Raw genomic sequence first — 26,342 nt, 5'->3', positions numbered from 1 at the left:
GACACGCAGCAGTGAGCCACGAAACCGCACGGAAGCCCCCCATGACCATCGACACCGCTCAGTCCCTCCCCTCCGGGCCGCGCCGGAGCATCGAGATGGACAGCGACGAAGCCCTGCGACTGCTGGGCAGCGTGTCCTTCGGCAGGATCGTCTTCACTCGCCACGCGCTGCCGACCGTCCGCCCGGTCAACCACGTCCTGGACAACGGCGACATCGTCATCCGCACCCACGAGGGCGCGGCACTGACCGCGCGCGCCGGGCAGGCCGATGGCCAAGGCGTCGTGGTGGCGTACGAGGCCGACTCCATTGACCCCGACACGCATCTCGGCTGGAGCGTCGTGGTCACCGGGTACGCCCACCTGGTGACCGACCCGGAGGAACTGGCCCGCTATCAGGCGCTGCTCAGTCCCTGGGTGCACCGGGCCATGGACTACGCAGTGCGTATCCGCCCGGATCTGATAACCGGCGTCCGGCTCACCACCGACGACAGGTCCGACGGCGCCTGAATGATCTGGAGGCGACCTGTCAATCGTGCGGGACCACCGCGACCGGTGCGGTGGCGTGGTGCAGCACCGCGTGGGTGACTGGGCCGATCGCCGCGCCGATCCGCGTCCGGCGCCGACGGCGGCCGACCACGACCAGGGAAGCGTCGCGCGAGGCCTCCACGAGATGCGAGCCCGCCTTGCCGATCACGGCCTGTTCTGTCACCTCGACGCCGGGGAACTTGTCCCGCCAGGGCTCCAGCGCCTTGGACAGGGAACGGTGCATCTCTCCGGTGAGTTCGGCGTGCAGTTCGGCGTTGAGGTCGCCACCGTTGTCGTAGTAGGGCAGTTCCGGGCGCCAGCCGTGAACGACGCGCAGCCTCGCGGCGCGCTGAGAGGCGGCGACGAAGGCGAACCCCGTCACGGTGTCGTTCGGAGCGGCAGAGTCGAGGCCCAGAACGACATCGCGGAACGGTGTGGCCTCGGACCCCGAGGCGCCAGGCTGGTGTTCGTCCTCGGGGCGCAGGTCGCCCCGCACGAGGACGACAGGCCGTCGGCTGCCGGCCACGACCGCCTGGGCGACGGACCCGACCAGGAAGCCGGCCACGCCGCCCAGGCCGCGAGAGCCCAGCACCAACAGGTCGGCTTCCCCAGCCGCGCCGAGCAGGGCGTGCACGGGTTCTTCAGTGACAGGGTCGACGGTGATCCGCAGGCCCGGGTGACGCCGCGCGATCGTCGCTTCGGCCTCGCGAAGCATGCGGTCCGCCCAGCGACTCTGCGCGTCCGGGCTCAGGGACGGCTGGGGTTCCGCACCCGGGGCAGCGTACATGTACGGCTGCCGCCCAAGGGCATGGACCAGGCGCAGCGGGGCGTCGCGGAGCAGGGCTTCCCTGGCTGCCCAGCCGGCGGCGGTCAGGCTCTCCGGGGACCCGTCCAGGCCTGCGGTGATGGTGCGGGGCATCTCGACCTCCTTCAAAGTCACATTCAGTGTCGAGGCCGGGCACCTGGGACAGGAGAGGTCTCAGGTCCCTGTCCGGAGGCCGGGTGGCCCACACACGGGTGAACGCAGGACGGAGATCGTCCGGCTCACCACGCCTGCAGCCCGTGCTCCCGGAACTGCTCGCGCACGCGTTCCGTGAGCTCCGGACCGGGCACGGGCGTGTCGCGCAGTGGGAAGTCGATGCCGAGGGCGTCGTACTTGTGGGCACCGAGTTTGTGGAAGGGCAGGACGTCCACCCGGTCGACGTTGCCGAGCCCGGCCAGAAAGGCACCGAGGCCGGCAACGGCGGAGGGATCGTCGGTCCAGCCGGGGACGAGAACGTAGCGGATGTGCACGGGGACGCCCAGCCGGTCCAGACGGCCGGCGAAGCTGAGCGTGGGAGCCAGCCGGCCACCGGTGAGCTTGCGGTAGGTGGTGGCGTCGAAGGACTTGATGTCCAGCAGCACCAGGTCCGTGTCGGCGAGGAGCTCATCGGAGGCACGCGCGCCCAGGAAACCGGAGGTGTCCAGCGCCGTGTGCAGTCCGGCCTCCTTGCAGCGGTGCAGGAGGGAGCCGGTGAATGCCGGCTGGAGCAGCGGCTCCCCGCCGGTGACGGTCACCCCTCCCCCGGCCGTGGTCAGGAAGCCACGGTACTTCTCGATCTCCTCCATCACCTCGTCGACCGAGGTCTCCCGCCCGTCCCGCATGTGCCAGGTGTCCGGATTGGCGCAGTACAGGCAGCGCAGCGGGCAGCCGCTGACGAACAGGACGAACCGGGTCCCGGGACCGTCCACGCCGGTGGACAGGTCCCAGGAGTGCACCCGGCCCGTAAGCCGTCCCGCCGCCGGGACCGCCTGCCGTGCAGCTGGGATTGCCGCGCTGTTCACAGCGACCCGTGGAAGGTGCGGCTGATCACGTCGAGCTGCTGCTCGCGCGTGAGGCGGACGAAGTTGACGGCGTACCCGGAGACCCGGATCGTCAGCTCCGGGTACTTCTCAGGGTGCTCCATGGCGTCCTCGAGCGTCGCCCGGTTCAGCACGTTGACGTTCATGTGGAAACCACCGAAGGTCATGTACCCGTCGAGGATGCCGACCAGGTTGTCGGCACGCTCCGTGGGATTGTGGCCCAGTCCCTCGGGCGTGATGGTCGTGGTCAGCGAGATGCCGTCCCGGGCCTCCTCGTACGGCAGCTTCGCCACTGACAGGGCCGATGCGACGACCCCGTGCCGGTCCCGGCCGTTCATCGGGTTGGCGCCGGGTGCGAAGGGTTGCCCGGCCCGGCGGCCGTCGGGGGTGTTGCCGGTGTGCTTGCCGTAGACCACGTTCGAGGTGATCGTCAGGACCGACTGGGTGTGCTCGGCGTCCCGGTAGGTGGGGTGCTCGCGCACCTTGGCCATGAAGGATTCCACCAGGTCGACCGCAAGGCCGTCGGCGCGGTCGTCGTTGTTGCCGTACGCCGGGTACTCGCCCTCGACCTCGTAGTCCACGGCCAGCCCGGTGTCGTCCCGGATCACCCGCACGCGGGCGTACTTGACGGCTGACAGGCTGTCGACGGCCACGGAGAGCCCCGCGATGCCGCATGCCATGTAGCGGTGGACGGGGTGGTTGTGCAGGGCCATCTCGATGCGCTCGTAGGCGTACTTGTCGTGCATGTAGTGGATGACGTTGAGTGTGTCGACGTACGTCCCCGCCAGCCAGTCGAGCATCCGGTCGTACGCCGCCGACAGCTCCTCGTAGTCCAGGTACTCCCCGGTCAGCGCGCGCGCCTCGGGTGCGACCTGCTCACCGGTCATCTCGTCCCGGCCGCCGTTGATCGCGTACAGCAGCGCCTTGGCGAGGTTGACCCGCGCCCCGAAGAACTGCATCTGCCTGCCCACCGCCATCGCCGACACGCAGCAGGCGATCGCGGTGTCGTCGCCGGTGCGCGGGCGCATCAGGTCGTCGGACTCGTACTGGATGGAGCTCGTGTCGATCGAGACCTGGGCGCAGAACCGCTTGAAGCCCTCGGGCAGCTCCGGCGACCACAGCACCGTGAGGTTCGGCTCCGGCGCGGGCCCGAGGTTGTAGAGCGTCTGCAGGAAGCGGAAGGAGCTGCGGGTGACGAGGGTACGGCCGTCGGTGCCGATGCCGCCGATGGACTCCGTCACCCAGGTCGGGTCGCCGGAGAACAGCTGGTCGTACTCGGGTGTGCGCAGGAAGCGCACGATCCGCAGCTTGATGACGAAGTCGTCGATCAGCTCCTGCGCCCGGACCTCGTCGATACGGCCCTCGTCCAGGTCGCGCTGGAAGTAGACGTCCAGGAAGGTCGAGGTACGCCCCAGCGACATCGCGGCGCCGTTCTGCTCCTTCACCGCGGCCAGGAAGCCGAGGTAGAGCCACTGCACGGCCTCGTGGGCGGTGGACGCGGGGCGGGTGACGTCGCAGCCGTGGGCGGCGGCCATCCGCGCCAGCTCACCCAACGCCCTTATCTGCTCCGCGAGTTCCTCGCGGTCACGGATGACGTGCGGGGCGGAGGGCCGGCTGTCCAGCAGGGCCCGCTCGGCCTGCTTGGCCGCGATCAGCCGGTCGGTTCCGTACAGAGCGACGCGCCGGTAGTCGCCGATGATCCGGCCCCGGCCGTAGGCGTCCGGGAGCCCGGTGATGATGCCCGCCTTGCGGGCGGCCCGCATCTCGGGGGTGTAGGCGTCGAAGACGCCGTCGTTGTGGGTCTTGCGGTAGGTGCCGAAGACCTTGGTCACGAACGGGTCGGGCTCGTATCCGTACGCCCTCAGGCCGTTCTCGACCATCCGGAGTCCGCCGTTCGGCATGATCGCGCGCTTCAGCGGGGCGTCGGTCTGGAGTCCGACGATCAGCTCGCGGTCCCGATCGATGTAGCCGGGGGCGTGCGAGGTGATGGTGGAAGGGGTGGCGGCGTCCACGTCGAGGATGCCCTTGCGGCGCTCCTCGGGGAACAGGGCGCTGACCTTGTGCCAGACGGCGAGTGTGCGCTCGGTCGGGCCGGTCAGGAACTCGGGACCGCCTTCGTACGGCGTGTAGTTGGCCTGGATGAAGTCGCGTACGTCGATCCGGTCGCGCCAGCGCCGGCCGGCGAATCCACGCCAGGCCTCGGCGGGTGCGTCCACGTCCGGACGGGTTGCCACGGTCATCACTGCCTCCGCATGTTCGCGACACCGCACACGGACGGTTCCGTGGGCGGCTCCGCTGGCGATGCTCCTCGCGTGCCCCCTGCCCGGGGCAGGGCCGGCGGGAACCCGTCGCCGCGCCGTCCGGCCCCCGCACCGTTGGGCCGTTCGGGCCGGGTCGCGGGCGCACGTGCCCAGCGGTCAGGCGGAGAGGTGCAGGCCGTACATCGTGCGGCCCCCGACGAGTTCGCGCCCGGTGACCAGTTCCGGCTCGATACGCACGAAGACCTCCTCGGGTGAGGGAGCCCAGGAGTGCGGGCCGATCCGCTCCAGGCGTGCCGCCTCGGCCGGATCCGTCACGATCTCGGCCCGGCCGGTGACGACGACGCTCCAGCCGGAGTGTGTGTTCACGTCGACCGCGTCCGCCTCGAAGGCGACGACCGCGCCGTCGACCGCGCGGGCCAGTTCGGAGACCGCCGAGGTGCGCAGCAGCACCGCTCCGTCGGTGTCCAGGCCGAAGTTGACCGGCACGACGGCGGGCAGCGCCTGGCGCGTGTGGACGATCCGGCCGATGGGAGCCGTCGCCAGCAGGCGCAGGCACTCGTGACGACCGAGTTCGCGGAAACCATCGTTCGGGTACATGAGTCTGCCCGTCTTTCGCCCGGTGGAGGGGGTCACACTCCATGCTGAGCCCGGCGGCGGCCGCGGGTGAGGGCCACGTGTCCCGCCCTGACCGGAGAGCGGCCCGAGGAAACGCGGCGGCGAAAGGGGGCCGGACGGCCCTTCCGGCGCGCCCATCGGCCCGGATTTGCTCGGACCATGGTCGAAGCCCTCAGCAGGTCCGCGCCTCAGCACACCGAACGCGTCCTCGGCGCAGTGACCGTCGTGGAGCTGCGCGGTGAGATCGACATCCTCACGGCATCGCCCCTTGGGGCGCGCCTGGACGATCTGACGGCGGCCGTCCTGCCCGACCTCGTGGTGGACCTTCGTGCCGTGTCCTTCATCGACTGCGCCGGACTCGGGGTGCTGTGCCGGGCCCGGAACAGGGTCGTGGAACGGCACGGTCGGCTGCGTCTCGTCACTGACAGCAACCAACTCCTACGAGTACTGAGCGGCGCGGGACTGGATGGCGTGTTCGAGATCTACGACCGCCTGCCCGAAGCCTTGGCTGCCGTGCCCGGCGGGACCCTCACCGCGGCAGCGGGCTGACCGTAGGCGAGCAACCCGCAACCACACGAGGACGAAGATCACCACACCTGATCCGGTGCACGTCGCGGAGTGGCCGGACCCTCCGGACCGTACCCGAGGCGAATCAGCATCTGCGCATGCCCGGTGAGGTCCGGTACGGGGCTCAGGTCGCGGCGCAGGCCGGGCCACTCCATCGGCTGGTGCAGCAGGGAGGCACGCACACCGTGCGCCGTGGCCACCAGCAGCACGTGCTCCAGCGCCTGTCCGGCGCGCAGCCAGTCGCTGCGCCGGTCGTGCTCGGTGGTCAGCAGGGCTACCGCAGGATGGGGTTCGAAGGGCTGGGCGGGGAGCCGCTCAGGTTGCCGTTGGGCGGTGAAGTCACGCATGGGCAGCCGTTCGTGCGCGTCCTGCGGCCCCAGTGCCGCTCGGGGTATGCCGATGTCGGTGGAGTCGTACGGGGCCGGGTGCACCCATCGGCGGCTCTCCACCGCCCTGTCGGTGTCGGCGCGGTTGCGGTGCTCGGCCTGTGTGGCCACGCGCAGCAGCCGTGCCGTCTCGGCGGCACCGGGGAAGGTCAGTGAGGCACCTTCCGTTCGAGCGGCTTCGGCGAGTTCGGCTCGAACGTTCGGCGGAAGCGGCCTTGCGGAGAAGGGGAACCTGCTGCTGTGCCTGCGCCAGATCATCGGGTAGAGGTCGGAGCGGTGCCCCGCACAATGCCGCCGGCCTGTCCCGGACAGCCGAAGGCCGGCCAGCACGCTCGGGTCCTCGGGATCCGGCAGCAGACGTACGACGGGCGCCCAGCCGAAGTGGGCCGTCGCGACGCGGAGGTTGAAGACCGCGGCACCGACAGACAGATGCAACGCCCGTCCGACAGGATCCGCGTGGCGCAAGCCACGCTCGGGTACGGCGCACACCTCCAGCGCGGCGGTCTCCGGGTCGAGCCGGAAGCGCCACGGCTGGGTGTTGTGGATCGAGGGCGCGACCGCGGCGGCCGAGATGCAGGCTTCCAGTGCCGCGGCGTCGAGGGGCACGGTTCGCATGATGGCCTTCTCCCGTACGAAGTCGGACAGGTATCGGTGTCCTACGAGCGTGAGAGCACCACGGCTGAACGGTGAGGGGCCGTTGGTCCCCTTGTCGGGCCCGTTGAGGGCACGCCGACCGCTGCACACGGCACAGACCCACGGCGCGTCGGCAACCCGTGCGCATGCCGGGCCGAACGGGCCGGCGTCGGACCGGGGTTGGCCCGATCGGCCCTCCGCTTCCGCCTGACCGGCCCATGCCACGCCAGTGCTCGGGCTGTCACCTTCGTGTGTGACGACGAGGAGGTGCGGACAGATGAGCGAGGGCAAGCCCGCGAACAGGAAGCGCAGGCGAACGAGGGTGCCGCTGTGGCGGTGGCGGAGTAACCCGATCCGGCGGCGCGACGACGTCCTGGAGGCATGGCTCCTGCTGGCCATAGGGATACTCATCGCGGTGGGTGGCACGGCGGCCGGTGTGGTGACGGCCCGCGCAGCCGACCAGGTCTTCGACCAGCAACGGGCCGACCGGATCCCCGTTCGCGCCGTTCTCCTCAACGATGTCCCGCGTACCGAGACTTCGGGGATGGGCAGGGACCTGGCCTCGGCACGGGTCCGCTGGACGACCTCGGACGGCTCCGCGCACAAGGGCATGACGCTGGTGTCCACAGGGAAGAAGGCCGGATCCACGGTCAGGATCTGGATCGACGGCCAGGGGCGGGTGAGCACCCAGCCCCCGACCCCCACCAGGGCAGCCGTCGAGGCGGGACTGTTCGGAGCCTCGGCCGCCCTCGCCCTGAGCGGCGTGGTGTCCGGCGTCGGGAGCGTCGGCCGGAGGTACCTCGACCGGCGGCGCATCCAGCAGTGGGACAGGGAGTGGACCCTGGTCGGGCCGCAGTGGGGCCACAAGACCGGTTGACCCGGTCCCCAGGCCGTCAGCCTCAAGAACCGCCGTCGCTCCTGCCACCTTGGTTCGTTCCCTGTGGGCACAACGGTGAAGCGGTGTCCGATTCCGGGGGCGCCGCCGGGCCGGACCTTCCCATGCGGGCCCTCGTCGCACGAGGAGCTCCGGGACGCGCTGGTGGAGGTCGCCGACGGCGAGCACGACATCATGGTCGTCGGTGCCGGGCGGCGTGGACTGCTGCGCTGCGGCCTTCGGTGAGCCGGTACTGTCTCGCCCACGCCACGTGCCCCGTGCTCGCGGTGCCGCCCGGCGCCTGAGGCTCTCGGCGGCTCAGCCGCTCACATGGCGACCGCGGATTCGCGATCGGGGTGCTCCGGGCGCCGTTGGGCTGCCGTTGGCAGGGTGAGGACCATGGTGAGGCCGCCGCCGGGGGTGTCCTCGGCATTGAGGGTACCGCCGATGGCCTCCGCGAAGCCTCGGGCCACCGCGAGGCCGAGGCCGACGCCGGCGCCGCGCGGGGAGTCGCCGTAGCGCTGGAAGGGTTCGAAGATGCGGGACTTGGCCTCGTCCGGGACGCCGGGCCCGCGGTCCACGACCCTGACCTCCACCCGGTCGGCGATCGCGCTGGCCGAGACCAGGACGCGCTGCTGCGGCGGGCTGTACTTGACCGCGTTCTCCACCACGTTGGCGACCGAGCGTTCCAGCAGGCCGCGGTCCACGTCGACCATGGGAAGGGTCTCGGGGACGTCCAGTTCCACGCTGTCCTCGGGGACGCCGCCGAGCGCCATGGGGATCACCTCGTCGAGGTCGGTCTCGCGGATGATCGGCGTGACCGTGCCGGTCTGGAGGCGGGACATGTCGAGGAGGTTGCCCACGAGGTGGTCCAGGCGGTCGGCGCCCTCCTCGATGGACGCCAGGAGTTCCGCCTGGTCGGCCTCGGACCATTCCACGTCGTCCGAGCGCAGGGAGGTGACGGCGGCCTTGATGCCGGCGAGGGGGGTGCGCAGGTCGTGGCTGACGGCGGCCAGCAGGGCGGTGCGGATGCGGTTGCCCTCGGCCAGTGCCTTTGCCTCGTCCGCCTTCTGCTGCAGGCGCTGACGGTCCAGCACGACGGCGGCCTGTGCGGCGAAGGCGGCCAGTACGCGGCGGTCCTCGGCCGGCAGGACACGCCCGGAGAGAGCGAGTGACATGTGGTCGCCGACCGGGACCTCGACGTCGGCGTCGTCGGGCGTGGCGCAGGGGCGCGGGCCGGCGCTGCCGGCGCAGGTCCAGGGCGCTATGTCGTTCTCCCGTTCCAACAGGGCCGCCGACTCCATGCCGAAGGTCTCGCGGACCCGCTCGAGCAGTGCCTGCAGGGTGGTCTCACCCCGCAGGACATTGCCGGCGAGGAAAGAGAGGATTTCCGACTCGGCGCGCAGCCGCGCGGCCTGATGGGTGCGGCGGGCGGCCAGGTCGACGACGGAGGCCACCGACACGGCCACCGCCACGAAGATGGCCAAGGCAAGGATGTTCTTCGGGTCCGCGATGGTGATGCGGTGGACCGGTGGAGTGAAGTACCAGTTCAGCAGCATGGACCCGAAGGCCGCCGAGGCCAGCGCCGGGAGCAGGCCGCCCAACAGGGCCGCCGCCACTGTCAGCGTCAGGAACAACAGCATGTCGTTCGTGAGGCCGAGGTCGATGCTCATGTGCGTCAGCAGCAGCGTCAGCAGGACCGGGCCGCCGATGCCCGCGAACCAGCCCCACAGGATGCGCGAACGTCCCAGCCGCGCACCGCGCGCGATGGGCAGTCCGCGGCCCTTGCCCGCCTCGTCGTGCGTGATGAGGTGGACGTCGAGATCGGGGCCGGAGTCCCGGGCGACGGTGGCGCCGACGCCGGGTCCGAAGACGTATTGCCAGCTCCTGCGGCGGGAGACGCCGAGGACGATCTGGGTGGCGTTGACGCCGCGCGCGAAGTCCAGCAGCGCGGCGGGGATGTCGTCGCCGACGACGTGGTGGAAGGTGCCGCCCAGGTCCTCCACGAGGGTGCGCTGGACGGCCAGTTCCTTCGGGGAGGCCGACGTAAGGCCGTCGCTGCGGGAGATGTAGACGGCCAGCACCTCTCCGCCGGCGCCCTTCTCGGCGAGTCGGGTCGCGCGGCGGATGAGGGTGCTGCCCTCGGGACCGCCGGTCAGACCGACCACGATCCGCTCGCGCGAGCCCCAGATCTTCGAGACCCGGTGCTGGCTGCGGTACTCGGTCAGGTACTCGTCGACGCGGTCGGCGACCCACAGCAGCGCCAACTCGCGCAGGGCGGTGAGGTTTCCGGGTCGGAAGTAGTTGGACAGGGCCGCGTCGACCTTGTCCGGCTTGTAGATGTTGCCGTGCGCCATCCGGCGGCGCAGGGCCTGCGGGGACATGTCGACCAGCTCGATCTGGTCGGCCCGCCGTACGATCTCGTCGGGCACGGTCTCCTGCTGGCGGACGCCGGTGATCGACTCCACGATGTCGCCCAGAGATTCCAGGTGCTGGATGTTGACGGTCGAGATCACGTCGATCCCGGCGGCGAGCAGCTCCTCCACGTCCTGCCAGCGCTTGGCGTTGCGCGAACCGGGGATGTTGGTGTGCGGCAGCTCGTCCACCAGGGCCACCTGGGGACGGCGGGCGAGCACGGCATCCACATCCATCTCGGTGAAGTGGCTGCTCCGGTACTCCAGTTCCTTGCGCGGCACCTGCTCCAAGCCGTGCAGCATCACCTCCGTGCGCGAACGCCCGTGGTGTTCCACGAAGGCCACGACACAGTCGGTGCCCCGCTCGATACGGCGGTGTGCCTCCGACAGCATCGCGTAGGTCTTGCCGACGCCGGGTGCCGCGCCGAGGTAGATCCGGAGCTTGCCGCGTGCCATGTTCACCCTTCGAAGCGGTAGCCCATGCCGGGCTCGGTGATGAGATAGCGGGGATGGGAGGGGTCGGTTTCCAGCTTGCGCCGCAATTGGGCCATGTAGACGCGCAGGTAGTTCGTCTTGTTGCTCTGCGTGACGCCCCACACCTCCTGCAGCAGCTGCTTCTGGGTGATCAGCCGTCCAGGACTGGTGACCAGGATCTCCAGCAGATGCCACTCCGTCGGGGTCAGCCGGACGTCCCGCCCCTCCCGCACAGCCTTCTTCGCGAGCAGGTCGAGGGTGAAGTCCTCCGTCTCCACGAGCGTCGTCTCGGGAACGAGCGGGGTGTCCTCGGTACGCCGGACAGCAGCGCGCAGCCGGGCCAGCAACTCGTCCATGCTGAACGGCTTCGTGACGTAGTCGTCGGCACCGGCGTCGAGCGCGGCGACCTTCTCGTCGGACGCCTGCCGGGCGGACAGCACCATGATCGGCACGCGGGTCCAGCCCCGCAGCCCCTTGATGATGTCGACGCCGTCCATGTCAGGCAGGCCGAGGTCCAGCAGCACCACGTCGGGCTGACGCGCGGCGGCAAGCCGGAGGGCCGTGGCACCGTCGGGGGCCGCATCCACCCCGTAGTGACGTGCCTGCAAGTTGATGACGAGGGCCCGCACGAGCTGCGGGTCGTCCTCCACCACGAGCACCCTGGTCATGGGTGTGTGCCTCTCCTGTCATACGTCGGGCCGCACGCGCCGGAGGCAGGGCGACCGACGTCATGGCTGCGGGAGCCGGCGGACCCGGGTTGCGTCCCGGACCGCCGGCTCCCGTGTGGGTCGCGTAAGGCCGTCACTGCTTTGCTGCGAGGGCCTTGAGCGCGATGTTGAGCTCCAGCACGTTCACCTGCGGCTCGCCGATGAAACCGAGGGTGCGGCCGGTCGTGTGGTCCTTGACCAGCTTCTCGACCTGGGCGACGGTCAGTCCGTTCTTCGCGGCGACCCGGTGCACCTGGAGTCCGGCGTACTCCGGGGAGATGGCCGGGTCCAGCCCGGAGCCGGAGGAGGTGACGGCGTCGGCAGGGACGTCAGACACCTTCACCGTGTAGCCAGGCACCGAGTTGTCCTTCACCACGGCGCCCTTGGCGGCGAGCACCTGGGCGCAGAGCGTGCCGTCCTGCGTGGTGCACTTGCCCTTGCTGTCCGCGCCGTTGTCGGCGGAGAGGTTGGTGGCGCCGGACAGGATCAGCTTGTACTGCGTGTTGACGCTGTTGCTGCCGAGCCCGTTCGCCGGCCGGCCCTGGAACCACTTCAGGTCCGGTTCCGGGGTCTCCTGGCCCTTCTTCAGCGGCAGGTTGTACGACTGCCCGATCAGGGACGAGCCGACGACCTTGCCGTCCGCCTTGATCTCGGAGCCGTTCGCCTTGTTGCTGAACAGCCCCTGGGCGATGCCGGTCACGACCAGCGGGTAGATGACGCCCGTCACCAGGGTCAGCACGAGCAGGGCCCTGAGGCCCGCCCCCAGCAACCGGGCAGTGTTCGTTACGGAGTTGTTCATGGCGATCAGCCGATCCCAGGAATGAGGGAGATGAGCATGTCGATGATCTTGATGCCGACAAACGGGGCGATCAGGCCGCCGATGCCGTAGATCCCGAGGTTGCGGCGGAGCATCTTGTCGGCGCTGACCGGCCGGTACTGCACGCCCTTCAGGGACAGCGGCACCAGCGCGATGATGATCAGCGCGTTGAAGACGACGGCCGACAGGATCGCGGAGTCGGGCGAGGACAGGTGCATGATGTTCAGCTTGTCCAGGCCCGGGTAGACCGCCGCGAACAGCGCCGGGATGATCGCGAAGTACTTCGCGACGTCGTTGGCGATGGAGAACGTGGTCAGCGCACCACGAGTGATCAGCAGCTGCTTGCCGATCTCCACGATCTCGATGAGCTTGGTCGGGTTGGAGTCGAGGTCGACCATGTTGCCGGCCTCCTTGGCGGCCGACGTACCGGTGTTCATCGCCACGCCGACGTCCGCCTGCGCGAGCGCGGGCGCGTCGTTCGTACCGTCCCCGGTCATCGCGACCAGCTTGCCGCCGGCCTGCTCCCGCTTGATGAGGGCCATCTTGTCCTCGGGGGTGGCCTCGGCGAGGAAGTCGTCGACGCCCGCCTCCTCGGCGATGGCCTTCGCGGTCAGCGGGTTGTCACCCGTGATCATGACGGTCTTGATGCCCATGCGGCGCAGTTCCTCGAACCGCTCCCGCATGCCCTCCTTGACGACGTCCTTCAGGTGGATGACACCCAGCACACGGGCGCCCTTGTCGTCGTCGACGGCGACCAGCAGCGGCGTACCGCCCGCCTCGGAGATGCGGTTGGCTATGGCGTCCGCGTCCTCGGTGACCCTGCCGCCCTGCTCCTCTGCCCAGGCGATGACCGAGGCGGTGGCACCCTTGCGGATCTTGCGGCCGTCGACGTCCACGCCGGACATGCGGGTCTGGGCGGTGAACTCGATCCACTCGGCGCCCGCCAGCTCGCCCTGGTGCCGTTCGCGCAGCCCGTACTTCTCCTTGGCCAGGACGACGATCGAGCGGCCCTCGGGCGTCTCGTCGGCCAGCGATGAGAGCTGGGCGGCGTCGGCGACCTCCGCCTCGGTGGTGCCCTTGACCGGCACGAACTCGGCGGCTTGCCGGTTGCCGAGCGTGATGGTGCCGGTCTTGTCCAGCAGCAGCGTGGAGACGTCACCGGCGGCCTCGACCGCACGCCCCGACATCGCCAGGACATTGCGCTGCACCAGGCGGTCCATGCCCGCGATGCCGATCGCGGACAGCAGGGCGCCGATGGTGGTCGGGATCAGGCAGACCAGCAGGGCGACCAGCACGACCATGGTCAGGTGCGTATGGGCGAAGGTGGCGAACGGCGGCAGGGTCGCCACCGCCAGCAGGAAGACGACGGTCAGTGACGCCAGCAGGATGTTGAGCGCGATCTCGTTCGGCGTCTTCTGCCGGGCCGCGCCCTCGACCAGGTTGATCATCCGGTCGATGAAGGTCTCACCGGGCTTCGTCGTGATCTTGATGACGATCCGGTCGGACAGCACCTTCGTACCGCCGGTCACAGCAGAGCGGTCACCGCCGGACTCGCGGATGACCGGCGCGGACTCACCGGTGATCGCCGACTCGTCCACCGACGCGACGCCCTCGACGACATCACCGTCACCGGGGATGATGTCGCCGGCCTCGCAGACCACCAGGTCACCGATGGTCAGCGCGGTGCCCGGGACCTGCTCCTCGGAGCCGTCCGCCAGCAGTCGGCGGGCGACGGTGTCGGTCTTGGCCTTGCGCAGGGTGTCGGCCTGCGCCTTGCCGCGGCCCTCTGCGACCGCCTCTGCCAGGTTGGCGAAGATCACGGTGAGCCACAGCCAGACGCTGATGGTCCAGCCGAACCACTGGCCCGGGTGCTGGAAGGAGAAGACTGTGGTCAGGACGGAGCCGATCCACACCACGAACATCACGGGGGACTTGACCATCACCCGCGGGTCGAGCTTGCGGAAAGCGTCCGGCAGGGACTTGACCAGCGCCTTGGGGTCGAAGAGGCCCGCTCCGACACGGCCCTCGGCGGGCTTGTGCCCGGTGGGCACGTCGCTGTGCGGCGCCCGGGTGGGCGTGGCTGTGGACATGGAGTCCTCTGAGTTCTCTGTGCGGGTGGTCATGACGCCAGCCCCTCCGCCAGCGGGCCCAGCGCGAGGGCTGGGAAGTAGGTCAGACCGGTGATGATCAGGATCGCGCCGACCAGCAGGCCGGTGAACAGCGGCTTCTCGGTGCGCAAGGTGCCCGCGGTGACCGGGACCGGCTTCTGCTCGGCCAGCGAGCCGGCCAGCGCCAGTACGAACACCATCGGCAGGAAGCGGCCCAGCAGCATCGCGAGCCCCGTCATGGTGTTGAACCAGTCGGTGTTCGCGTTCAGACCGGCGAAGGCCGAACCGTTGTTGTTCGACGCCGACGTGAACGCGTACAGCACCTCGGAGAAGCCGTGCGCGCCGGAGTTGAGCATCGAGTGCGGCGGAGTCGGCAGCGCCAGCGAGGCGGCCGTGAACACCAGCACCAGGGCGGGGGTGATGAGGATGTAGCAGGCGGCGAGTTTCATCTCGCGGCCGCCGATCTTCTTGCCCAGGTACTCGGGTGTACGGCCGACCATCAGACCGGCGATGAACACCGCGATAACGGCCATGATCAGCATGCCGTACAGGCCGGAGCCGGTACCACCGGGCGCGATCTCGCCCAGCATCATGCCGAGCATGGTGATGCCGCCGCCGAGTCCGGTGAAGGAGGAGTGGAAGGAGTCCACCGCACCCGTCGAGGTGAGCGTGGTCGACACCGCGAAGATCGACGAGCCGCCGACCCCGAAGCGGACCTCCTTGCCCTCCATCGCGCCGCCGGCAGCCTGGAGCGCCGGGCCGTGGTGGGCGAACTCCGTCCACATCATCAGCGCGACGAAGCCCAGCCAGATCGTGAACATCGTGGCGAGGATCGCGTAACCCTGCTTCACCGAGCCGACCATCACACCGAAGGTGCGGGTCAGCGAGAACGGGATGACGAGGATCAGGAAGATCTCGAAGAGGTTGGTGAAGGGGGTGGGGTTCTCGAACGGGTGGGCGGAGTTGGCGTTGAAGTAGCCGGCGCCGTTGGTGCCCAGCTCCTTGATCGCCTCCTGCGAGGCGACGGCGCCGCCGTTCCACTGCTGCGAGCCCCCCATGAACTGCCCGACCTCGTGGATACCCGAGAAGTTCTGGATCGCACCGCAGGCGACCAGGATCACCGCAGCGATCACCGCACCCGGCACCAGGATCCGCAGCGTGCCGCGCACCAGGTCGGCCCAGAAGTTACCCAGCTCACCCGTGCGCGAGCGCGCGAAGCCACGCACCAGCGCCACAGCGACGGCGATACCGACCGCGGCGGAGACGAAGTTCTGCACGGCCAGACCGGCGGTCTGCACGACGTGACCCATGGTCTGCTCGCCGTAGTACGACTGCCAGTTCGTGTTGGTCACGAACGAGACGGCCGTGTTGAACGACTGCGCCGGGTTGACGGCGGAGAAGTGCGGCGAGCCGGGCAGCACGCCCTGCAGCCGCTGCAACAGGTACAGGAAGAGGACGCTGACGGCGGAGAAGGCCAGCACACCGCGCAGATACGCGGGCCAGGTCATCTCGGTGTCCGGGTTGGCACCGATGGCCTTGTAGACCCACTTCTCCACGCGCAGGTGCCCCCGCGAGGAGTAGACCTTGGCCATGTAGTTGCCGACGGGAACGTAGGCGAGCGCCAGTGCGCCGATGAGGGCGAGCAGTTGGAGCACGCCTGCCAGTACGGGACTCATGTCGCCCGCTGCGGAGGCAGCTGATGTCACAGTCAGAACCTCTCCGGGAAGATCAGGGCGAGGACGAGATAGCCCAGCAGGGCGACGGCCACGACCAGGCCGACGACGTTTTCGACGGTCACAGCTTCGTCACCCCCTTGGCGACAAGGGCCACCAGCGCGAAACCCGCGAGCACGGTGACGACGAAGGCCAGATCGGCCATCGCGAACTCCTGGAGTGAGGTTCGGTTGAATCGGACGCTTAGAGGAAAGCGCCTCTCTGGCCGGATCCGGTCGCCCGTTGACGACCCTCATACGGCCGTCACGGCACATTTGACGGGTCCCTTACGCCGCCCGACCCGTACCGGTCGGTAAGCAGGAGTGACAGCCAGTGACCTGTCTCACAGCCGGAAGCGAAGTCGGCAGATCACCGCGTCCGTCTCCCGCCGCACGGTATGCGCGACCACCGCGCCCCGCTGGTTCTGCAGCAGCCGCTGCCACAGCCGCTCCGGCTCCGCCTCCGGGATCAGCACGGTGACCCGGGTACCGGGCTCGTCGGCGGCCACCTCGCGGACGTACGCGGCGATGGGGCGGCCGAGGCTGCGCCGCTCGCACGTCAGCCGTACAAGCCGCACCCCCGGATCCCACTGCGCCCAGGCGCGCTCCAGGGTGTGCAGCTGGGCCCGGTCCTCGGAGTCCGGATAGCACACGGTCACCGCGCGGACCTCGTCGCCGAGGGAGGCGGCCGCGGTGAGGGCCTCCGACGTCAGCCGGGACAGGGTGGACACCGGGACGACCACCAGCGAGCGCTCGCGGTGCGGCACCTGCGGGATGCGGCCAAGCCCGAGCCGCTCGCCGATCCGGCCGTAGGCGCGGTGCACGGCGAGGAAGGCGATCACCAGCAAGGGCAGGGCAATCACGATCAGCCAGGCACCCTCGGTGAACTTGCTCGCCGTGACGACGACGGCGGCGACACCGGTGAGCACCGCGCCCAAGCCGTTCAGCAGCGCCTTCCCGCGCCAACCGGGGCCCCTGTCGAGCCGCCAGTGCCGGACCATGCCCACCTGGGCGATCGTGAAGCCGACGAAGACGCCGATGGCGAACATCGGCACCAGGGTGTTGGTGTCCCCGCCCGAGAAGACCAACAGCACGGCCGAGACGACAGCGAGCGCAAGGACGCCGTGCCGATGGACCTGACGGTCGGCCTTCAGGGCGAAGACGTGCGGGACGTAGTTGTCGCGGGCGAGCAGCTTCAGCAGCACCGGCAGCCCGCCGAAGGAGGTGTTCGCGGACAGCGCCAGCAGGATCATCGTGGCGAACTGGATGACGTAGAAAGCCCAGTTGTGGCCGAGTGAGGCGTCCGCGAGCTGAGCGAGGACCGTGACGCCCGCCACCGGCTGGAGGTGGAAGCGGCCGATCAGCACCGACAGGCCGATCAGCATGAGACCGAGCACGGCGCCGAGGGCGACCTCCGCCCGCTGGGCACGCCTGACACGCGGGACGCGAAAGGAGGGGACGGCGTTGGCGATGGCCTCGACGCCGGTGAGCGCGGCACACCCGGAAGCGAATGCTTTCAGCAGAAGAAGCGCGCCCACGCTGGTGGCGTTGTCCGCGACGACCGAGGCGTGCCCGGCCGCGGTCACCGTGGTCACGGGGTGGGAGCGGAACAGGCCGACAATGATCAGGACGAGGATGGAGCCGACGAAGACGACCGTCGGCACGATGAAGGCCTTCGCGGACTCCACGATCCCGCGCAGGTTGACGCCTGTTATCAGCACGAGCACGGCCAGGCACAGCCACAGCCGGTCGTCGTAGAGGGCGGGGAAGGCGGAGGTCAGAGCTGCCACGCCCGCCGTGACCGCGACGGCGACATTGAGCACGTAGTCCAGCACCAGCGAGGCGGCTGCCACCAGGCTCGTCCGCGCCCCCAGGTGGGCCTTCGCCACCGCGTAGGAGCCGCCGCCGTCCGGGAACGCCGCGATCACCTGCCGGTAGGACGCCACCAGCACGGCCAGCAGGGCGGCGATGGCCAGCGTCACCGGCATCGTGAAACCCAGCCCGCGCGCGCCGGCGGCCGCCAGGACGAGGACAATCGCCTCGGGGCCGTAGGCCACGGACGCCATCGCGTCCAGCGACAGGGCCGCGAGGCCCGTGACGGCGGTCAGCCGGTGGCGTTCGCCGGTATCGGGCGGCTCCTCGCCGGCGGGGACGGCATCCTGCTGCTCGGTCGTGAGGACGGACATGGGCGTGTACTCCTTACTTCTTTCCACCACGCGCGATGGCCGAGAGGTGCGCGGGTGCACCCAGGTTCTGACCGTTCACAGCGGCATCCGGCCCTTCCTTGCGGCATCTTCGCGCCCAGTCGGCCGACCTTGACGCGATCTTGACGGCCATCTCCGTCAGAGCCGTGTCAAGGTCCGTCACTCGAGCTCTCCCGGTGACTACCGTCTCCGCCATGGCACGCCCTGACGGGTCCGGCGAGGTGGCGAACGACCGCGACTGGAGGAGGCAGTTGTGGAGCGCCGTCCGCTGCGCCGGCGTTCTGCTCGCTCTGCTGCTCCTGGTCGACTGGGGCAGCGGCCGGATGGCCCTCTGGCGCACCGTGCTGTGGTTCGCCCTCTCCGGGCTGCTCTTCGTCGTACTGTTCCCCGCCCGCGTGTCCGCCGGCCGCAACTGGCTGGCCTCACGCCGACTGGTGCGCGAGCAGCGGGTGCGGACGGACTTGCTGGTGTCGGTCCGTTGCCTGGACGGCATCTCTCCGCAGCTCGTACTGCGGGACGCCCGGGGCGGGCGGGTTCGGATCGATCCCGAGGTCCTGGTCCGCAACCCGCAGCTGTGGTTCCGCCTGCACGAGGGCGCGGGCACGGCGGCGGCCGACGGCCTGCTGCTGTGCGGGCAGACTGCGTTGCGCCGCCTGTCGGCCCGCATGGACCGCGAGACGGCACGGGCCGTGTTCAAGGCGTCCGGGCTGGACTAGGGCTGCAGCGATGCTTGTTCCGTCTCGGCCCTCGGTGGCCTGAGGCGGTCCCCGCCTGCTCAAGCCTGACGCCGAGTTCGTTGTGCGACGGCCGCCACCGGTCCGACCCTGCAGCTCGATGTCGATGACCGGATGCTCGACGACCGCGAGGCGGTGCCGGCCGGACGCGGTCATGTTGACCTGGTCGTCGCGGTAGGTGAGGGCGAGCGCGGCGGCCCGCTCGACTCCGGCGGCCCGCAGGGTCCGCTCGTCAGGGCGCGCGGAGACGAGCAGCTCGACCGGGGAGCGGGGGTCGGCGTGCAGCGCGGCGATCTCGGCGCCGTACTCGTCGTCCCGGGACGGCACCACCACGGTGACGATCTCGCCGCACACCGCGTCGAGTTCGAGGGCGAGCCGGTGCGCGAGTCCGTCGTCACCGCAAATCGCCATGTGCTGCGAGCGTTCGCCAAGTTCCGGGCTCAGATGGAGAGTTGACGTCACAACGAAGAGGAACGACGGGAGACACGGCGCCGTTCCACCGGGTAGTGAGGCCACCTCGATCTCGCCCTCGGGCCAGCCGTCGGTGCGCGGGTTCCAGGTGCGGCGGCCCACCGTGACGCTGCCGTCGTTCCTAAGGCGTGGCGGCTGCCCCAGCAGGCTGCCGTACTCGAAACGGCAGGAGCGCAGGCCGAGCAGGTCCGTCAGCTCGCCACGGACATGGTCGACCACGGTGTCCGCCGAGTGGGCGGACTGCACGAGGTCGGCCGTGCGTGGATGCGCGCCAGGTGGGCCGCGTCCGTCACCGTCATGCCCTCCAGCCGACGGGCCCGAGCCGCGAGCTGGGAGACGACCACGCCGACGACCAGAAGCAGCACCGCCGTCTCGATGTCGGCCAAGGCGTTGATGTCGAAGGTCTGGTGTGCGAGACGCTCGTACGGAACGGGACGAGGACCAGGGCCACCAGGAACGGGGCGGCCGCACCGGTCGCCAGGGCGAGCCGGTCTCGCAGGGACCGAGTGTGGGCTGGAGCATGCGGGCGGTGCAGCCTCCAGGCGCCTGTCTTCGTGCTCATCACGCACCTCCTGCGCTCTGCTCGGTGGGTTCGGCTCCTACCCCATGCTTCGCGAACGGCAGCGACACGACCATCGTGAGTCCGCCGCCGGGGGTGTCCTCGGGGCTGAGGGTGCCGTTCATCGCCTCGGTCAGCCCCCGAGCGAGGGCGAGACCGAGGCCGAGTCCTGTGGTGTTGTCGGTGTCACCGAGCCGCTGGAACGGCTCGAAGAGCCGCTCCCGGCCGGCCTGTGGCAGTCCGGGGCCCTGATCGACCACGCGCAGCTCCACACGTCCCGCCAGCGCACTGGCATGGACCAGCACTTTCCGCCCCGGCGGGGTGTGCCGGGCGGCGTTGCCGGCGAGGTTGGCGATCACTCGCTCCAGCAGCGGTGGGTCGGCCAGCACCGCCGGGATGCGCTCCACGTCCGCCACCTCCACCTCCGGCACGTCCGCCAGCGCCATGGGCAGCACCTCGTCCAGCGCAGTCGGACGCAGGTCCAGGGTGAGGGCGCCCGCCTCCAGACGGCTGAGGTCGAGGAGGTTCTCCACCAGCCGGTTCAGCTTCGCCATGGACTCGTCGGCGGTGACGAGGAGTTCCTCCCGGTCCTCCGGGGTGAACTCGACGTCCCGGCTGCGCAGCGAGGTGACCGCGGCCCAGCCCGCCGCGAGCGGGGTGCGCAGGTCATGGCCGACCGCCCGCAGCAGCGCCGTACGCAGCCGGTCGGCCGCCTTCACCGGCTCCACCTCGGCCGCCGCCTGAGCGAGCCGGGCCCGCTCCACCGCGGAGCCCACGTGCGCGGCGAACGCGGCCAGCACCCGCCGCTCGGACGAGGAGAGGCTACGGCCGCGCAGCACCAGATACGCCCCCGGCCCGGCCGGCACCGACGTGACTCCGTCGGTATCCGGCGGCTCGTCCGCCAGCTCGGCCGACTCCATGCCGAAGGTCTCCCGCGTCCGCTCCAGCAGGGCCGGAATCGTCGCCTCCCCGCGCACGATCGTCCCGGCCAGGGACGACATCGTCTCCGCCTCGGCGGTGGCCCGCGCCGAGCGCCGGGACAGCCGCAGCGAGCGGTCGACGACGGCGGCCACGGTCGCGGCGACGACCGCGAAAACGGCGAGGGCCAGCAGCGCGTTGGTGTTGTTCAGGGTGAAGGAACCGATGGGCGGGATGAACCAGTAGTTGAGCAGCAGGGACGCCGTCACGGACGCGATCACCGCGGAGGCGACCCCGCCTATGCAGGCCACGCCCACCACGGCGAGCAGGAACAGCAGCGCCTCGCTGGTCAGGTCCAGCGTGCCGCGCACCTGGGCGAGCAGGGCCGTCAGCAGCACCGGCAGGACCAGCCCGGCGACCGGGCCGGCGATCAGCCGGACCGTGGACAGCGTGCGGCGCCGGGAGGGCAGGAGCGTGCCGCGCCCCGCCCGCTCGTGGGTGACGCGGTGGACGTCGATGTCCCCGGACAGCTCGGTGACGGTCTCTCCCGTGCCGGGCCCGGTCAAAAAGCGCTGCAGCCGGCCACGACGGCTGGTGCCCAGCACCAGCTGGGTGGCGTTCTCGGCGCGGGCGAACTCCACCAGGGTGGTGGACACGTCGTCACCGACGACCGAGTGGTAACTGCCCCCCAGGTCCTCGACGAGCCGGCGCTGCCGGGTCAGGGAGGCGGCCGAGACGCCCCCGGCCAGGCCGTCGCTGCGGGCCACGTGCACAGCCAGCAGATCACCGCCGGCGGATCGGGCGGCGATCCGTGCCGCGCGCCGGATCAGCGTGTCCCCTTCAGGACCGCCGGTCAGCGCGACGACGACCCGCTCGCGGGTCTCCCAGACCCCGCCGATGCCGTGCTGGGCGCGGTAGTCCTGGAGCGCCTCGTCGACCCGGTCGGCCACCCACAGCAGCGCCAGCTGCCGCAGCGCAGTCAGGTTGCCGGGCCTGAAGTAGTTGGCGAGGGCCGCGTCGACCTTCTCGGGGGCGTAGATGTTGCCGTGCGCCATCCGCCGGCGCAGCCCCTCCGGCGGCATGTCGACCAGCTCGATCTGCTGAGCCCGGCGCACGACCTCGTCGGGCACGGTCTCGTGCTGCGGAACGTTCGTGATCTTTTCGACCACGTCGTTGAGGGACTCCAGGTGCTGGATGTTCAGCGCGGTGATCACGTCGATGCCGGCGGCGAGGAGGGCCTCGATGTCCTGCCAGCGCTTGGGGTTGCGACCCTCACCCGGGACGTTGCTGTGGGCGAACTCGTCGACGATCGCCACCTGCGGGCGCCGGGCCAGCACCGCGGCCAGGTCCATCTCCTCGAACCGCCCACCGCGGTAGGCGCATCGGGCACGAGAGATGACGTCGAGGCCGTCCATCATCGCCTCCGTGTGCGGGCGCCCGTGGCACTCCACGAAGCCCACCACCACATCGGCGCCACGGGCGGCACGGCGCCGCCCCTCATCCAGCATCCGGTAGGTCTTGCCGACCCCCGGGGCCGCACCGAGGTAGACCTTCAGTCGTCCGGGCCGTACGTCACTCATCGCCGCCGACGCGCTCCGCTCACTGGATCAACTCCCCCGTCCGAAGGGAGGCTGCTCCTAAGAAAGCCTCTTCGGGGGCCGGCTGGGACGAGTGTTAGCGCTTCCTTGGCGCCCTTCCCGGGACTTTGACGCTGTCTTGATGTCACCTGGGCCGATAGGGTGAAACCGGTGTGCCGGGAAGTCTGGTCGGCAGGGGAGTCAGAGTGGCTCCCTTTGCAGCCCCAGGGGGACGGCATGCGGAGCGTCGGCACGGTTCTCGCGTTGGTCATTCTCGCCACCGTGGTGGCGACCTTCGCGCGCCGGTGGCGCATACCGGCCCCCTCTTTGCTGGTCGTCGCCGGTCTCGCGGTGGCGCTGGCACCGGGCACTCCGGAGATCGAGATCAGCCCCGAGATCATCGGGCTGGTCGTGCTGCCGCCGCTGCTGTACGCGAGCGCCGAGGACATGCCCTGGCGGGAGCTGCGGGCGGTGTGGAAGCCGGTCGGGATCCTCGCGATCGGGCTCGTGCTGGCCTCGGCGGCCGCCGTCGCTGCCGTGGCCACGCTGGTGACCCCCCTGTCGTGGCAGATGGCGTTCGTGCTGGGCGCGGTGCTGGCCAGCACCGACCCGGTGGCGGTGACCGCGCTCGGCCGCAGGCTGGCCCTGCCCCCGAAGGTGCAGGTTCTGGTCCAGGCCGAGAGCCTGTTCAACGACGCCACCTCGCTCGTGCTGGTGCGGGTGGCGGCGGGCATCGCGATCGCCTCGGCGGCGGCGAACTGGAGCGCTGCGGGCGGCGAGTTCCTCGTGCTGGCCGGTGGCGGCACCGTGATCGGTGCGGCGGTGGCCGGAGTGATCACGCTGATCCGACGGCGTACCGAGGACCCGGTGCTTGAGACGGTGATCGCACTGGTCACCCCGTACGCCGCCTACCTGCTCGCGGAGGCCGCGCACACCTCCGGCGTGACGTCCTGCGTGGTCGCCGGGGTGATCCTGGGCGGCCGGGGCGACCGGCTCACCAACGCCCGCATACGCCTCCAACTGCACGCCGTGAACGGCACGGTCGTCTTCCTTCTGGAGAGTGTCGTCTTCAGCCTGATAGGGCTGGCCCTCCCCGGCGAGGTGCGGGCCCTGGCCAACGGCGACCGGGCCTGGCCCCTGTACGCCCTGGCCGTCGCCGCCACCCTCGTGGCCGTACGCCTGCTGTGGCTGGCTCCGCTGTCGGCGGTCGTACAGCGCAAAGGCGGGATCAGCCGGCTGAACTGGCGGGTGCCGATGGTGCTGACCTGGGCCGGCACGCGCGGCGTGATGCCGCTGGCCGCCGCCCTGTCCATCCCGGAGGTCGCCGAGAACGGCACCCCGCTCGCCGACCGGCCGCTGGTCCTGGTCCTGACCACCTCGGTCGTGGTCGTCACGCTCGTCGGGCAGGGCTTCACCCTCGCCCCGGTCGTCCGTGCGTCCGGTATCGCCCTGGAGCCCGCTCACACTGAACGCGAGGAGACCGAGGCCCGCTCCCACCTGGCCCACGCCGGCCTCGCCCGCCTGGAGGAGCTGGCCGAGCTGGAGGCCGTCCCCGATATCGTCGTCGACCGGCTCCGTCGCGGCCTGATCGCCCGGCTGGACGACGCCCGCGACCGCCTCGCGGAGAGCAACGGCAGCGCCGTGGCCGCCGCGTCCGCCGACCGGGTCTACCGCCGGCTCCGCCGCGACCTGATCACCGTGGAGACGGAGGAGCTGCAGCGCCTGTACGACGCCCACCGCATCAGCGACACGACCCGGCGGCGTCTCCAGCGCTCCCTGGACCTGGAGGAAGCCCGGCTCGCGGACGTCTGACAAGGCCGGGCCGTGCACCTTCCGGATGCGGCTGGTTGCAGCTGCCGTACCTGGTACGCGACCGTCGAGGCTCGCCGACCGCTCAGCGGAACTCAGCCAGCCGGGGCCGCAGCCCGAGCGCGGTGAGTGCCATCGCCGCGAGCAGCAGTCCGCCCGCCCAGGGCAGCAGACCGCTCACCGCCGAGCGGCCGTCCCGTACCGACGACGCGAAGTGGGCGCGGTTGATGCCGGTGAGCTTGTCCAGGGCGGCCATCCACGCGCCGAAGTGGGCATTGGACATGCCGGGCTCCCAGCTGATGCAGAAGGACACGGCCTGCCGTTCCCTGCCCTGCGCGACGAGCGCGCGGACATGACGGTCGTCACGCTGGTAGACGGCGTACGTCTGCACCGTCTTCTCGGCCGCGGCGCGCTCACCGCTGAAGGTGATGTTGTCCAGCTCGCGCCGGAACTCCCCGGTGAAGCGGAGGTCGTGGTGGTCGGTCTGGTAGGCCCGCCAGGTGGTGGCCAGCCCGTCGTCGTACGTGTCGAGAGTCGCGCCCCGTATGCCGTACAGCTTCTGCGACTTGGCGAGGAACGTGTCGGCGTACTGGGAGCGGCGCTCGGGGTCGAGCAGGTAGCGGCTCTCGTCGGCATTGGCGTCGTAGGCCACCGCCCGCGCGCGGGAGAGCGCGACGACGGAGTCGAAGGCATCACGGCGAGCGCCGCGCAGATTCCCGGACGACGAGGTGAGCATCTGGGAACCGAGGAACACCGCGAACAGCGTGCACACGGTGGCGGCGAGGAGCGCCGGGTTCAGGATCCGGCGGAAGCGCCGGGCCAGGTACCACTGCAGAACGCCGAGGACGACCAGCAGGAGCACACCCAGCGCGGCGGTGGCCGCAAGCTGCGCGGAGAGGGTGGAGCGCGCGGCGCCGCACTCTCCGTCGAAGGCACGGTCGTTGGAGGACACCAGCGTGCGTGACTCGGGCAGGAGCCTGCCTTGCAGCAGGTCGGTGGCCTTGCGGTAGTCGGCCAGGGCGGACGGCTTGCCGCCGGTGTGCCCGTCATTCTCCAGGGCGCGTCCGATCAGCTCCTGGTACTCGGCGAAGTCGTCGGTCAGGTTCTCCACCGTCTTCTCGTCCGAACGGTCACCCTGAGCCGCAACGGAGAGGGTCCGCAGGTCGTGACCGATCTCGCGCCGGGCGTCGCCGTAGAAGCCGGCCGCTTTCTCGAACGGCGTCACCAGACGCCCTTTGCCCGCGTCCCCGTTGGACAGCAGGATGTTGGCGGCCTGGGCATCCATATCGTTGAGGGCGAGGTTGAGATCGGCGGCACTGGTGGTGCGCGGCGCATCCCGTTCGGCCACGCTGTCCCAGGTACCGTTCACGGCCAGCCCGGCGACCAGCAGGAGTATGGTCACGGCGGCAGCGAGCAGGAGCGTGGCCGCGCGCAGAAGACGCAGCCGCGCGGGCACGGTGGCCCAGAAGCGGCGACGCAGAGCGGCCCGCGCGGCCACCACCTGCCGCCCCAGGCGCAGCCCCGGACCCGGTCCGGCCGGCCGCGAACTCCCTCGTCTCCGCGGTCCGGAGCTGCTCCCAGGCGGGGCGAACTCCCCTCGTCGTGGCGCCTCGGCCCCCTCGGTTCGAGAACCCTGCGCTGATCCGGCCGTGACAGTCACGGTCCCTCCAACGTCCACGCCACGGACGGTCGCCCGTCCCCCGTTGTGGATCAGTCTGCGACCGGATTCGGCCATGAACGGTCTGCCTTGACGGCTCCCTGATGGGAAATCAGCTCTGATTGACGGATCTTTGACGGCCCGCCCGCCCTCGCCGTATGGGTGTCGCAAATGCCTGGCTCATGTGGGCGGTTGGGCCGACGAGCCACGCTAGATTCGATGGCGGCCGCCGCGGGGGCCACGTACGTCGGTGGCCCCTCACGACGGGCAGAGTCCCCATTCCGCAGTGACGCGAAGGCGGACCGGCGCGTGTCCGAGGGGGCACGCGTGTGCACACGACGCCCGTCGTCGTCCGATCGCCGGCGTCGATGCGCCACCGTGTCGGGGCCGGGCCTGGGACACATGGCTTACGACGATCTTCGCTCCCTGCTCAGGGCGCTGGAGCGCGAGGGAGACCTCAAGCGCATCAAGGCCGAGGTC

Annotated in this window: 21 protein-coding genes; 6 read left to right on the top strand and 15 right to left on the bottom strand. The window is 70.4% G+C overall.

Annotated elements, in window-relative coordinates; all coding sequences use genetic code 11:
- Positions 1-41: 41 nt before the first annotated feature.
- Positions 42-506, top strand: coding sequence for a pyridoxamine 5'-phosphate oxidase family protein (locus tag ACWC5O_RS25380; protein ID WP_450583525.1), 465 nt, complete (start codon positions 42-44; stop codon positions 504-506).
- Between the two features lie 19 nt (positions 507-525).
- On the opposite strand, the gene ACWC5O_RS25375 is transcribed toward ACWC5O_RS25380, so the two are convergent.
- The 4 genes from ACWC5O_RS25375 to ACWC5O_RS25360 all read right to left on the bottom strand — a co-directional run bounded on the left by ACWC5O_RS25375 (position 526) and on the right by ACWC5O_RS25360 (position 5,224).
- Positions 526-1,443, bottom strand: a complete 918-nt coding sequence (locus ACWC5O_RS25375) for a universal stress protein (protein ID WP_450583524.1) — start codon at positions 1,441-1,443, stop codon at positions 526-528.
- A gap of 125 nt (positions 1,444-1,568) precedes the next feature.
- Entirely contained in the window at positions 1,569-2,282 is a 714-nt protein-coding gene (gene pflA, locus ACWC5O_RS25370) for a pyruvate formate-lyase-activating protein (RefSeq protein ID WP_450583522.1), read from the bottom strand.
- A gap of 62 nt (positions 2,283-2,344) precedes the next feature.
- Entirely contained in the window at positions 2,345-4,606 is a 2,262-nt protein-coding gene (gene pflB / locus ACWC5O_RS25365; protein WP_450583521.1) for a formate C-acetyltransferase, read from the bottom strand.
- A 177-nt stretch (positions 4,607-4,783) separates the two neighbouring features.
- A complete protein-coding gene (locus tag ACWC5O_RS25360) occupies positions 4,784-5,224 on the bottom strand; it encodes a pyridoxamine 5'-phosphate oxidase family protein (protein ID WP_450583519.1) in 441 nt (146 codons plus the stop codon).
- A 177-nt stretch (positions 5,225-5,401) separates the two neighbouring features.
- Here ACWC5O_RS25360 and ACWC5O_RS25355 point away from each other — a divergent pair, with 177 nt between their 5' ends.
- Positions 5,402-5,791 carry an STAS domain-containing protein gene (locus ACWC5O_RS25355; RefSeq protein WP_450583517.1) on the top strand — a complete coding sequence of 130 codons (390 nt, stop codon included), beginning with the start codon at positions 5,402-5,404 and terminating at the stop codon, positions 5,789-5,791.
- A gap of 38 nt (positions 5,792-5,829) precedes the next feature.
- Here the strand turns inward: ACWC5O_RS25355 and ACWC5O_RS25350 are convergent, their stop codons facing one another.
- The gene (locus tag ACWC5O_RS25350; protein WP_450583515.1) at positions 5,830-6,810 is read right to left on the bottom strand and encodes an Acg family FMN-binding oxidoreductase; all 981 of its coding nucleotides are present in this window, start codon (positions 6,808-6,810) and stop codon (positions 5,830-5,832) included.
- A 295-nt stretch (positions 6,811-7,105) separates the two neighbouring features.
- Here ACWC5O_RS25350 and ACWC5O_RS25345 point away from each other — a divergent pair, with 295 nt between their 5' ends.
- Entirely contained in the window at positions 7,106-7,705 is a 600-nt protein-coding gene (locus tag ACWC5O_RS25345) for an Rv1733c family protein (protein ID WP_450583513.1), read from the top strand.
- A 323-nt stretch (positions 7,706-8,028) separates the two neighbouring features.
- On the opposite strand, the gene ACWC5O_RS25340 is transcribed toward ACWC5O_RS25345, so the two are convergent.
- The 7 genes from ACWC5O_RS25340 to ACWC5O_RS25310 form a co-directional block, all read right to left on the bottom strand.
- Positions 8,029-10,572: an ATP-binding protein gene (locus ACWC5O_RS25340; RefSeq protein ID WP_450583511.1), complete on the bottom strand. Its 2,544-nt coding sequence runs from the start codon at positions 10,570-10,572 to the stop codon at positions 8,029-8,031.
- A gap of 2 nt (positions 10,573-10,574) precedes the next feature.
- Positions 10,575-11,258, bottom strand: coding sequence for a response regulator (locus tag ACWC5O_RS25335; protein WP_450583509.1), 684 nt, complete (start codon positions 11,256-11,258; stop codon positions 10,575-10,577).
- A 133-nt stretch (positions 11,259-11,391) separates the two neighbouring features.
- Complete coding sequence (locus tag ACWC5O_RS25330; protein ID WP_450583508.1) at positions 11,392-12,096, bottom strand: potassium-transporting ATPase subunit C; 705 nt, start codon at positions 12,094-12,096, stop codon at positions 11,392-11,394.
- A gap of 5 nt (positions 12,097-12,101) precedes the next feature.
- Positions 12,102-14,237: a potassium-transporting ATPase subunit KdpB gene (gene kdpB, locus ACWC5O_RS25325; protein ID WP_450583507.1), complete on the bottom strand. Its 2,136-nt coding sequence runs from the start codon at positions 14,235-14,237 to the stop codon at positions 12,102-12,104.
- Positions 14,234-15,898, bottom strand: a complete 1,665-nt coding sequence (gene kdpA, locus ACWC5O_RS25320; RefSeq protein WP_450583506.1) for a potassium-transporting ATPase subunit KdpA — start codon at positions 15,896-15,898, stop codon at positions 14,234-14,236. The genes kdpB and kdpA overlap by 4 nt, the downstream gene beginning before the upstream one ends.
- Positions 15,899-15,930: 32 nt before the next feature.
- Positions 15,931-16,020, bottom strand: a complete 90-nt coding sequence (kdpF, locus tag ACWC5O_RS25315) for a K(+)-transporting ATPase subunit F (RefSeq protein ID WP_037770757.1) — start codon at positions 16,018-16,020, stop codon at positions 15,931-15,933.
- Positions 16,021-16,277: 257 nt separating this feature from the next.
- Positions 16,278-18,119, bottom strand: coding sequence for an APC family permease (locus tag ACWC5O_RS25310; RefSeq protein ID WP_450583504.1), 1,842 nt, complete (start codon positions 18,117-18,119; stop codon positions 16,278-16,280).
- A gap of 212 nt (positions 18,120-18,331) precedes the next feature.
- Between ACWC5O_RS25310 and ACWC5O_RS25305 the strand changes: the two genes are divergently transcribed.
- Positions 18,332-18,853, top strand: coding sequence for a hypothetical protein (locus ACWC5O_RS25305; RefSeq protein ID WP_450583503.1), 522 nt, complete (start codon positions 18,332-18,334; stop codon positions 18,851-18,853).
- A gap of 132 nt (positions 18,854-18,985) precedes the next feature.
- Positions 18,986-19,327 (top strand): hypothetical protein, encoded by a 342-nt coding sequence (locus ACWC5O_RS25300; RefSeq protein WP_450583501.1) that lies wholly within the window; start codon positions 18,986-18,988, stop codon positions 19,325-19,327.
- Positions 19,328-19,533: 206 nt separating this feature from the next.
- On the opposite strand, the gene ACWC5O_RS25295 is transcribed toward ACWC5O_RS25300, so the two are convergent.
- Both ACWC5O_RS25295 and ACWC5O_RS25290 read right to left on the bottom strand, forming a co-directional pair.
- Entirely contained in the window at positions 19,534-19,728 is a 195-nt protein-coding gene (locus ACWC5O_RS25295; protein WP_450583499.1) for a hypothetical protein, read from the bottom strand.
- A 175-nt stretch (positions 19,729-19,903) separates the two neighbouring features.
- Positions 19,904-22,399, bottom strand: coding sequence for an ATP-binding protein (locus ACWC5O_RS25290; RefSeq protein WP_450583498.1), 2,496 nt, complete (start codon positions 22,397-22,399; stop codon positions 19,904-19,906).
- 234 nt (positions 22,400-22,633) lie between these two features.
- On the opposite strand from ACWC5O_RS25290, the gene ACWC5O_RS25285 reads away from it, so the two are divergent.
- The gene (locus tag ACWC5O_RS25285; protein ID WP_450583497.1) at positions 22,634-24,208 is read left to right on the top strand and encodes a Na+/H+ antiporter; all 1,575 of its coding nucleotides are present in this window, start codon (positions 22,634-22,636) and stop codon (positions 24,206-24,208) included.
- An 82-nt stretch (positions 24,209-24,290) separates the two neighbouring features.
- Here the strand turns inward: ACWC5O_RS25285 and ACWC5O_RS25280 are convergent, their stop codons facing one another.
- Positions 24,291-25,703, bottom strand: coding sequence for a hypothetical protein (locus tag ACWC5O_RS25280; protein WP_450583496.1), 1,413 nt, complete (start codon positions 25,701-25,703; stop codon positions 24,291-24,293).
- Positions 25,704-26,342: the final 639 nt, after the last annotated feature.

The organism is Streptomyces sp. NPDC001450, from assembly GCF_053597295.1.
Note: the sequence above shows the minus strand (reverse complement) of the source record. Positions and strands in the feature narration are given on the sequence as shown.

Bases quoted from the DNA above. Each gene is read 5' to 3' on its own strand.
- ACWC5O_RS25380 (WP_450583525.1), top strand. From the start codon at position 42: ATGACCATCGACACCGCTCAGTCCCTCCCCTCCGGGCCGCGCCGGAGC.
- ACWC5O_RS25375 (WP_450583524.1), bottom strand. From the start codon at position 1,443: ATGCCCCGCACCATCACCGCAGGCCTGGACGGGTCCCCGGAGAGCCTG.
- pflB (WP_450583521.1), bottom strand. From the start codon at position 4,606: ATGACCGTGGCAACCCGTCCGGACGTGGACGCACCCGCCGAGGCCTGG.
- ACWC5O_RS25360 (WP_450583519.1), bottom strand. From the start codon at position 5,224: ATGTACCCGAACGATGGTTTCCGCGAACTCGGTCGTCACGAGTGCCTG.
- ACWC5O_RS25355 (WP_450583517.1), top strand. From the start codon at position 5,402: ATGGTCGAAGCCCTCAGCAGGTCCGCGCCTCAGCACACCGAACGCGTC.
- ACWC5O_RS25350 (WP_450583515.1), bottom strand. From the start codon at position 6,810: ATGCGAACCGTGCCCCTCGACGCCGCGGCACTGGAAGCCTGCATCTCG.
- ACWC5O_RS25345 (WP_450583513.1), top strand. From the start codon at position 7,106: ATGAGCGAGGGCAAGCCCGCGAACAGGAAGCGCAGGCGAACGAGGGTG.
- ACWC5O_RS25340 (WP_450583511.1), bottom strand. From the start codon at position 10,572: ATGGCACGCGGCAAGCTCCGGATCTACCTCGGCGCGGCACCCGGCGTC.
- ACWC5O_RS25335 (WP_450583509.1), bottom strand. From the start codon at position 11,258: ATGACCAGGGTGCTCGTGGTGGAGGACGACCCGCAGCTCGTGCGGGCC.
- ACWC5O_RS25330 (WP_450583508.1), bottom strand. From the start codon at position 12,096: ATGAACAACTCCGTAACGAACACTGCCCGGTTGCTGGGGGCGGGCCTC.
- kdpB (WP_450583507.1), bottom strand. From the start codon at position 14,237: ATGACCACCCGCACAGAGAACTCAGAGGACTCCATGTCCACAGCCACG.
- kdpA (WP_450583506.1), bottom strand. From the start codon at position 15,898: ATGAGTCCCGTACTGGCAGGCGTGCTCCAACTGCTCGCCCTCATCGGC.
- ACWC5O_RS25310 (WP_450583504.1), bottom strand. From the start codon at position 18,119: ATGTCCGTCCTCACGACCGAGCAGCAGGATGCCGTCCCCGCCGGCGAG.
- ACWC5O_RS25305 (WP_450583503.1), top strand. From the start codon at position 18,332: ATGGCACGCCCTGACGGGTCCGGCGAGGTGGCGAACGACCGCGACTGG.
- ACWC5O_RS25300 (WP_450583501.1), top strand. From the start codon at position 18,986: ATGCTCGACGACCGCGAGGCGGTGCCGGCCGGACGCGGTCATGTTGAC.
- ACWC5O_RS25290 (WP_450583498.1), bottom strand. From the start codon at position 22,399: ATGAGTGACGTACGGCCCGGACGACTGAAGGTCTACCTCGGTGCGGCC.
- ACWC5O_RS25285 (WP_450583497.1), top strand. From the start codon at position 22,634: ATGCGGAGCGTCGGCACGGTTCTCGCGTTGGTCATTCTCGCCACCGTG.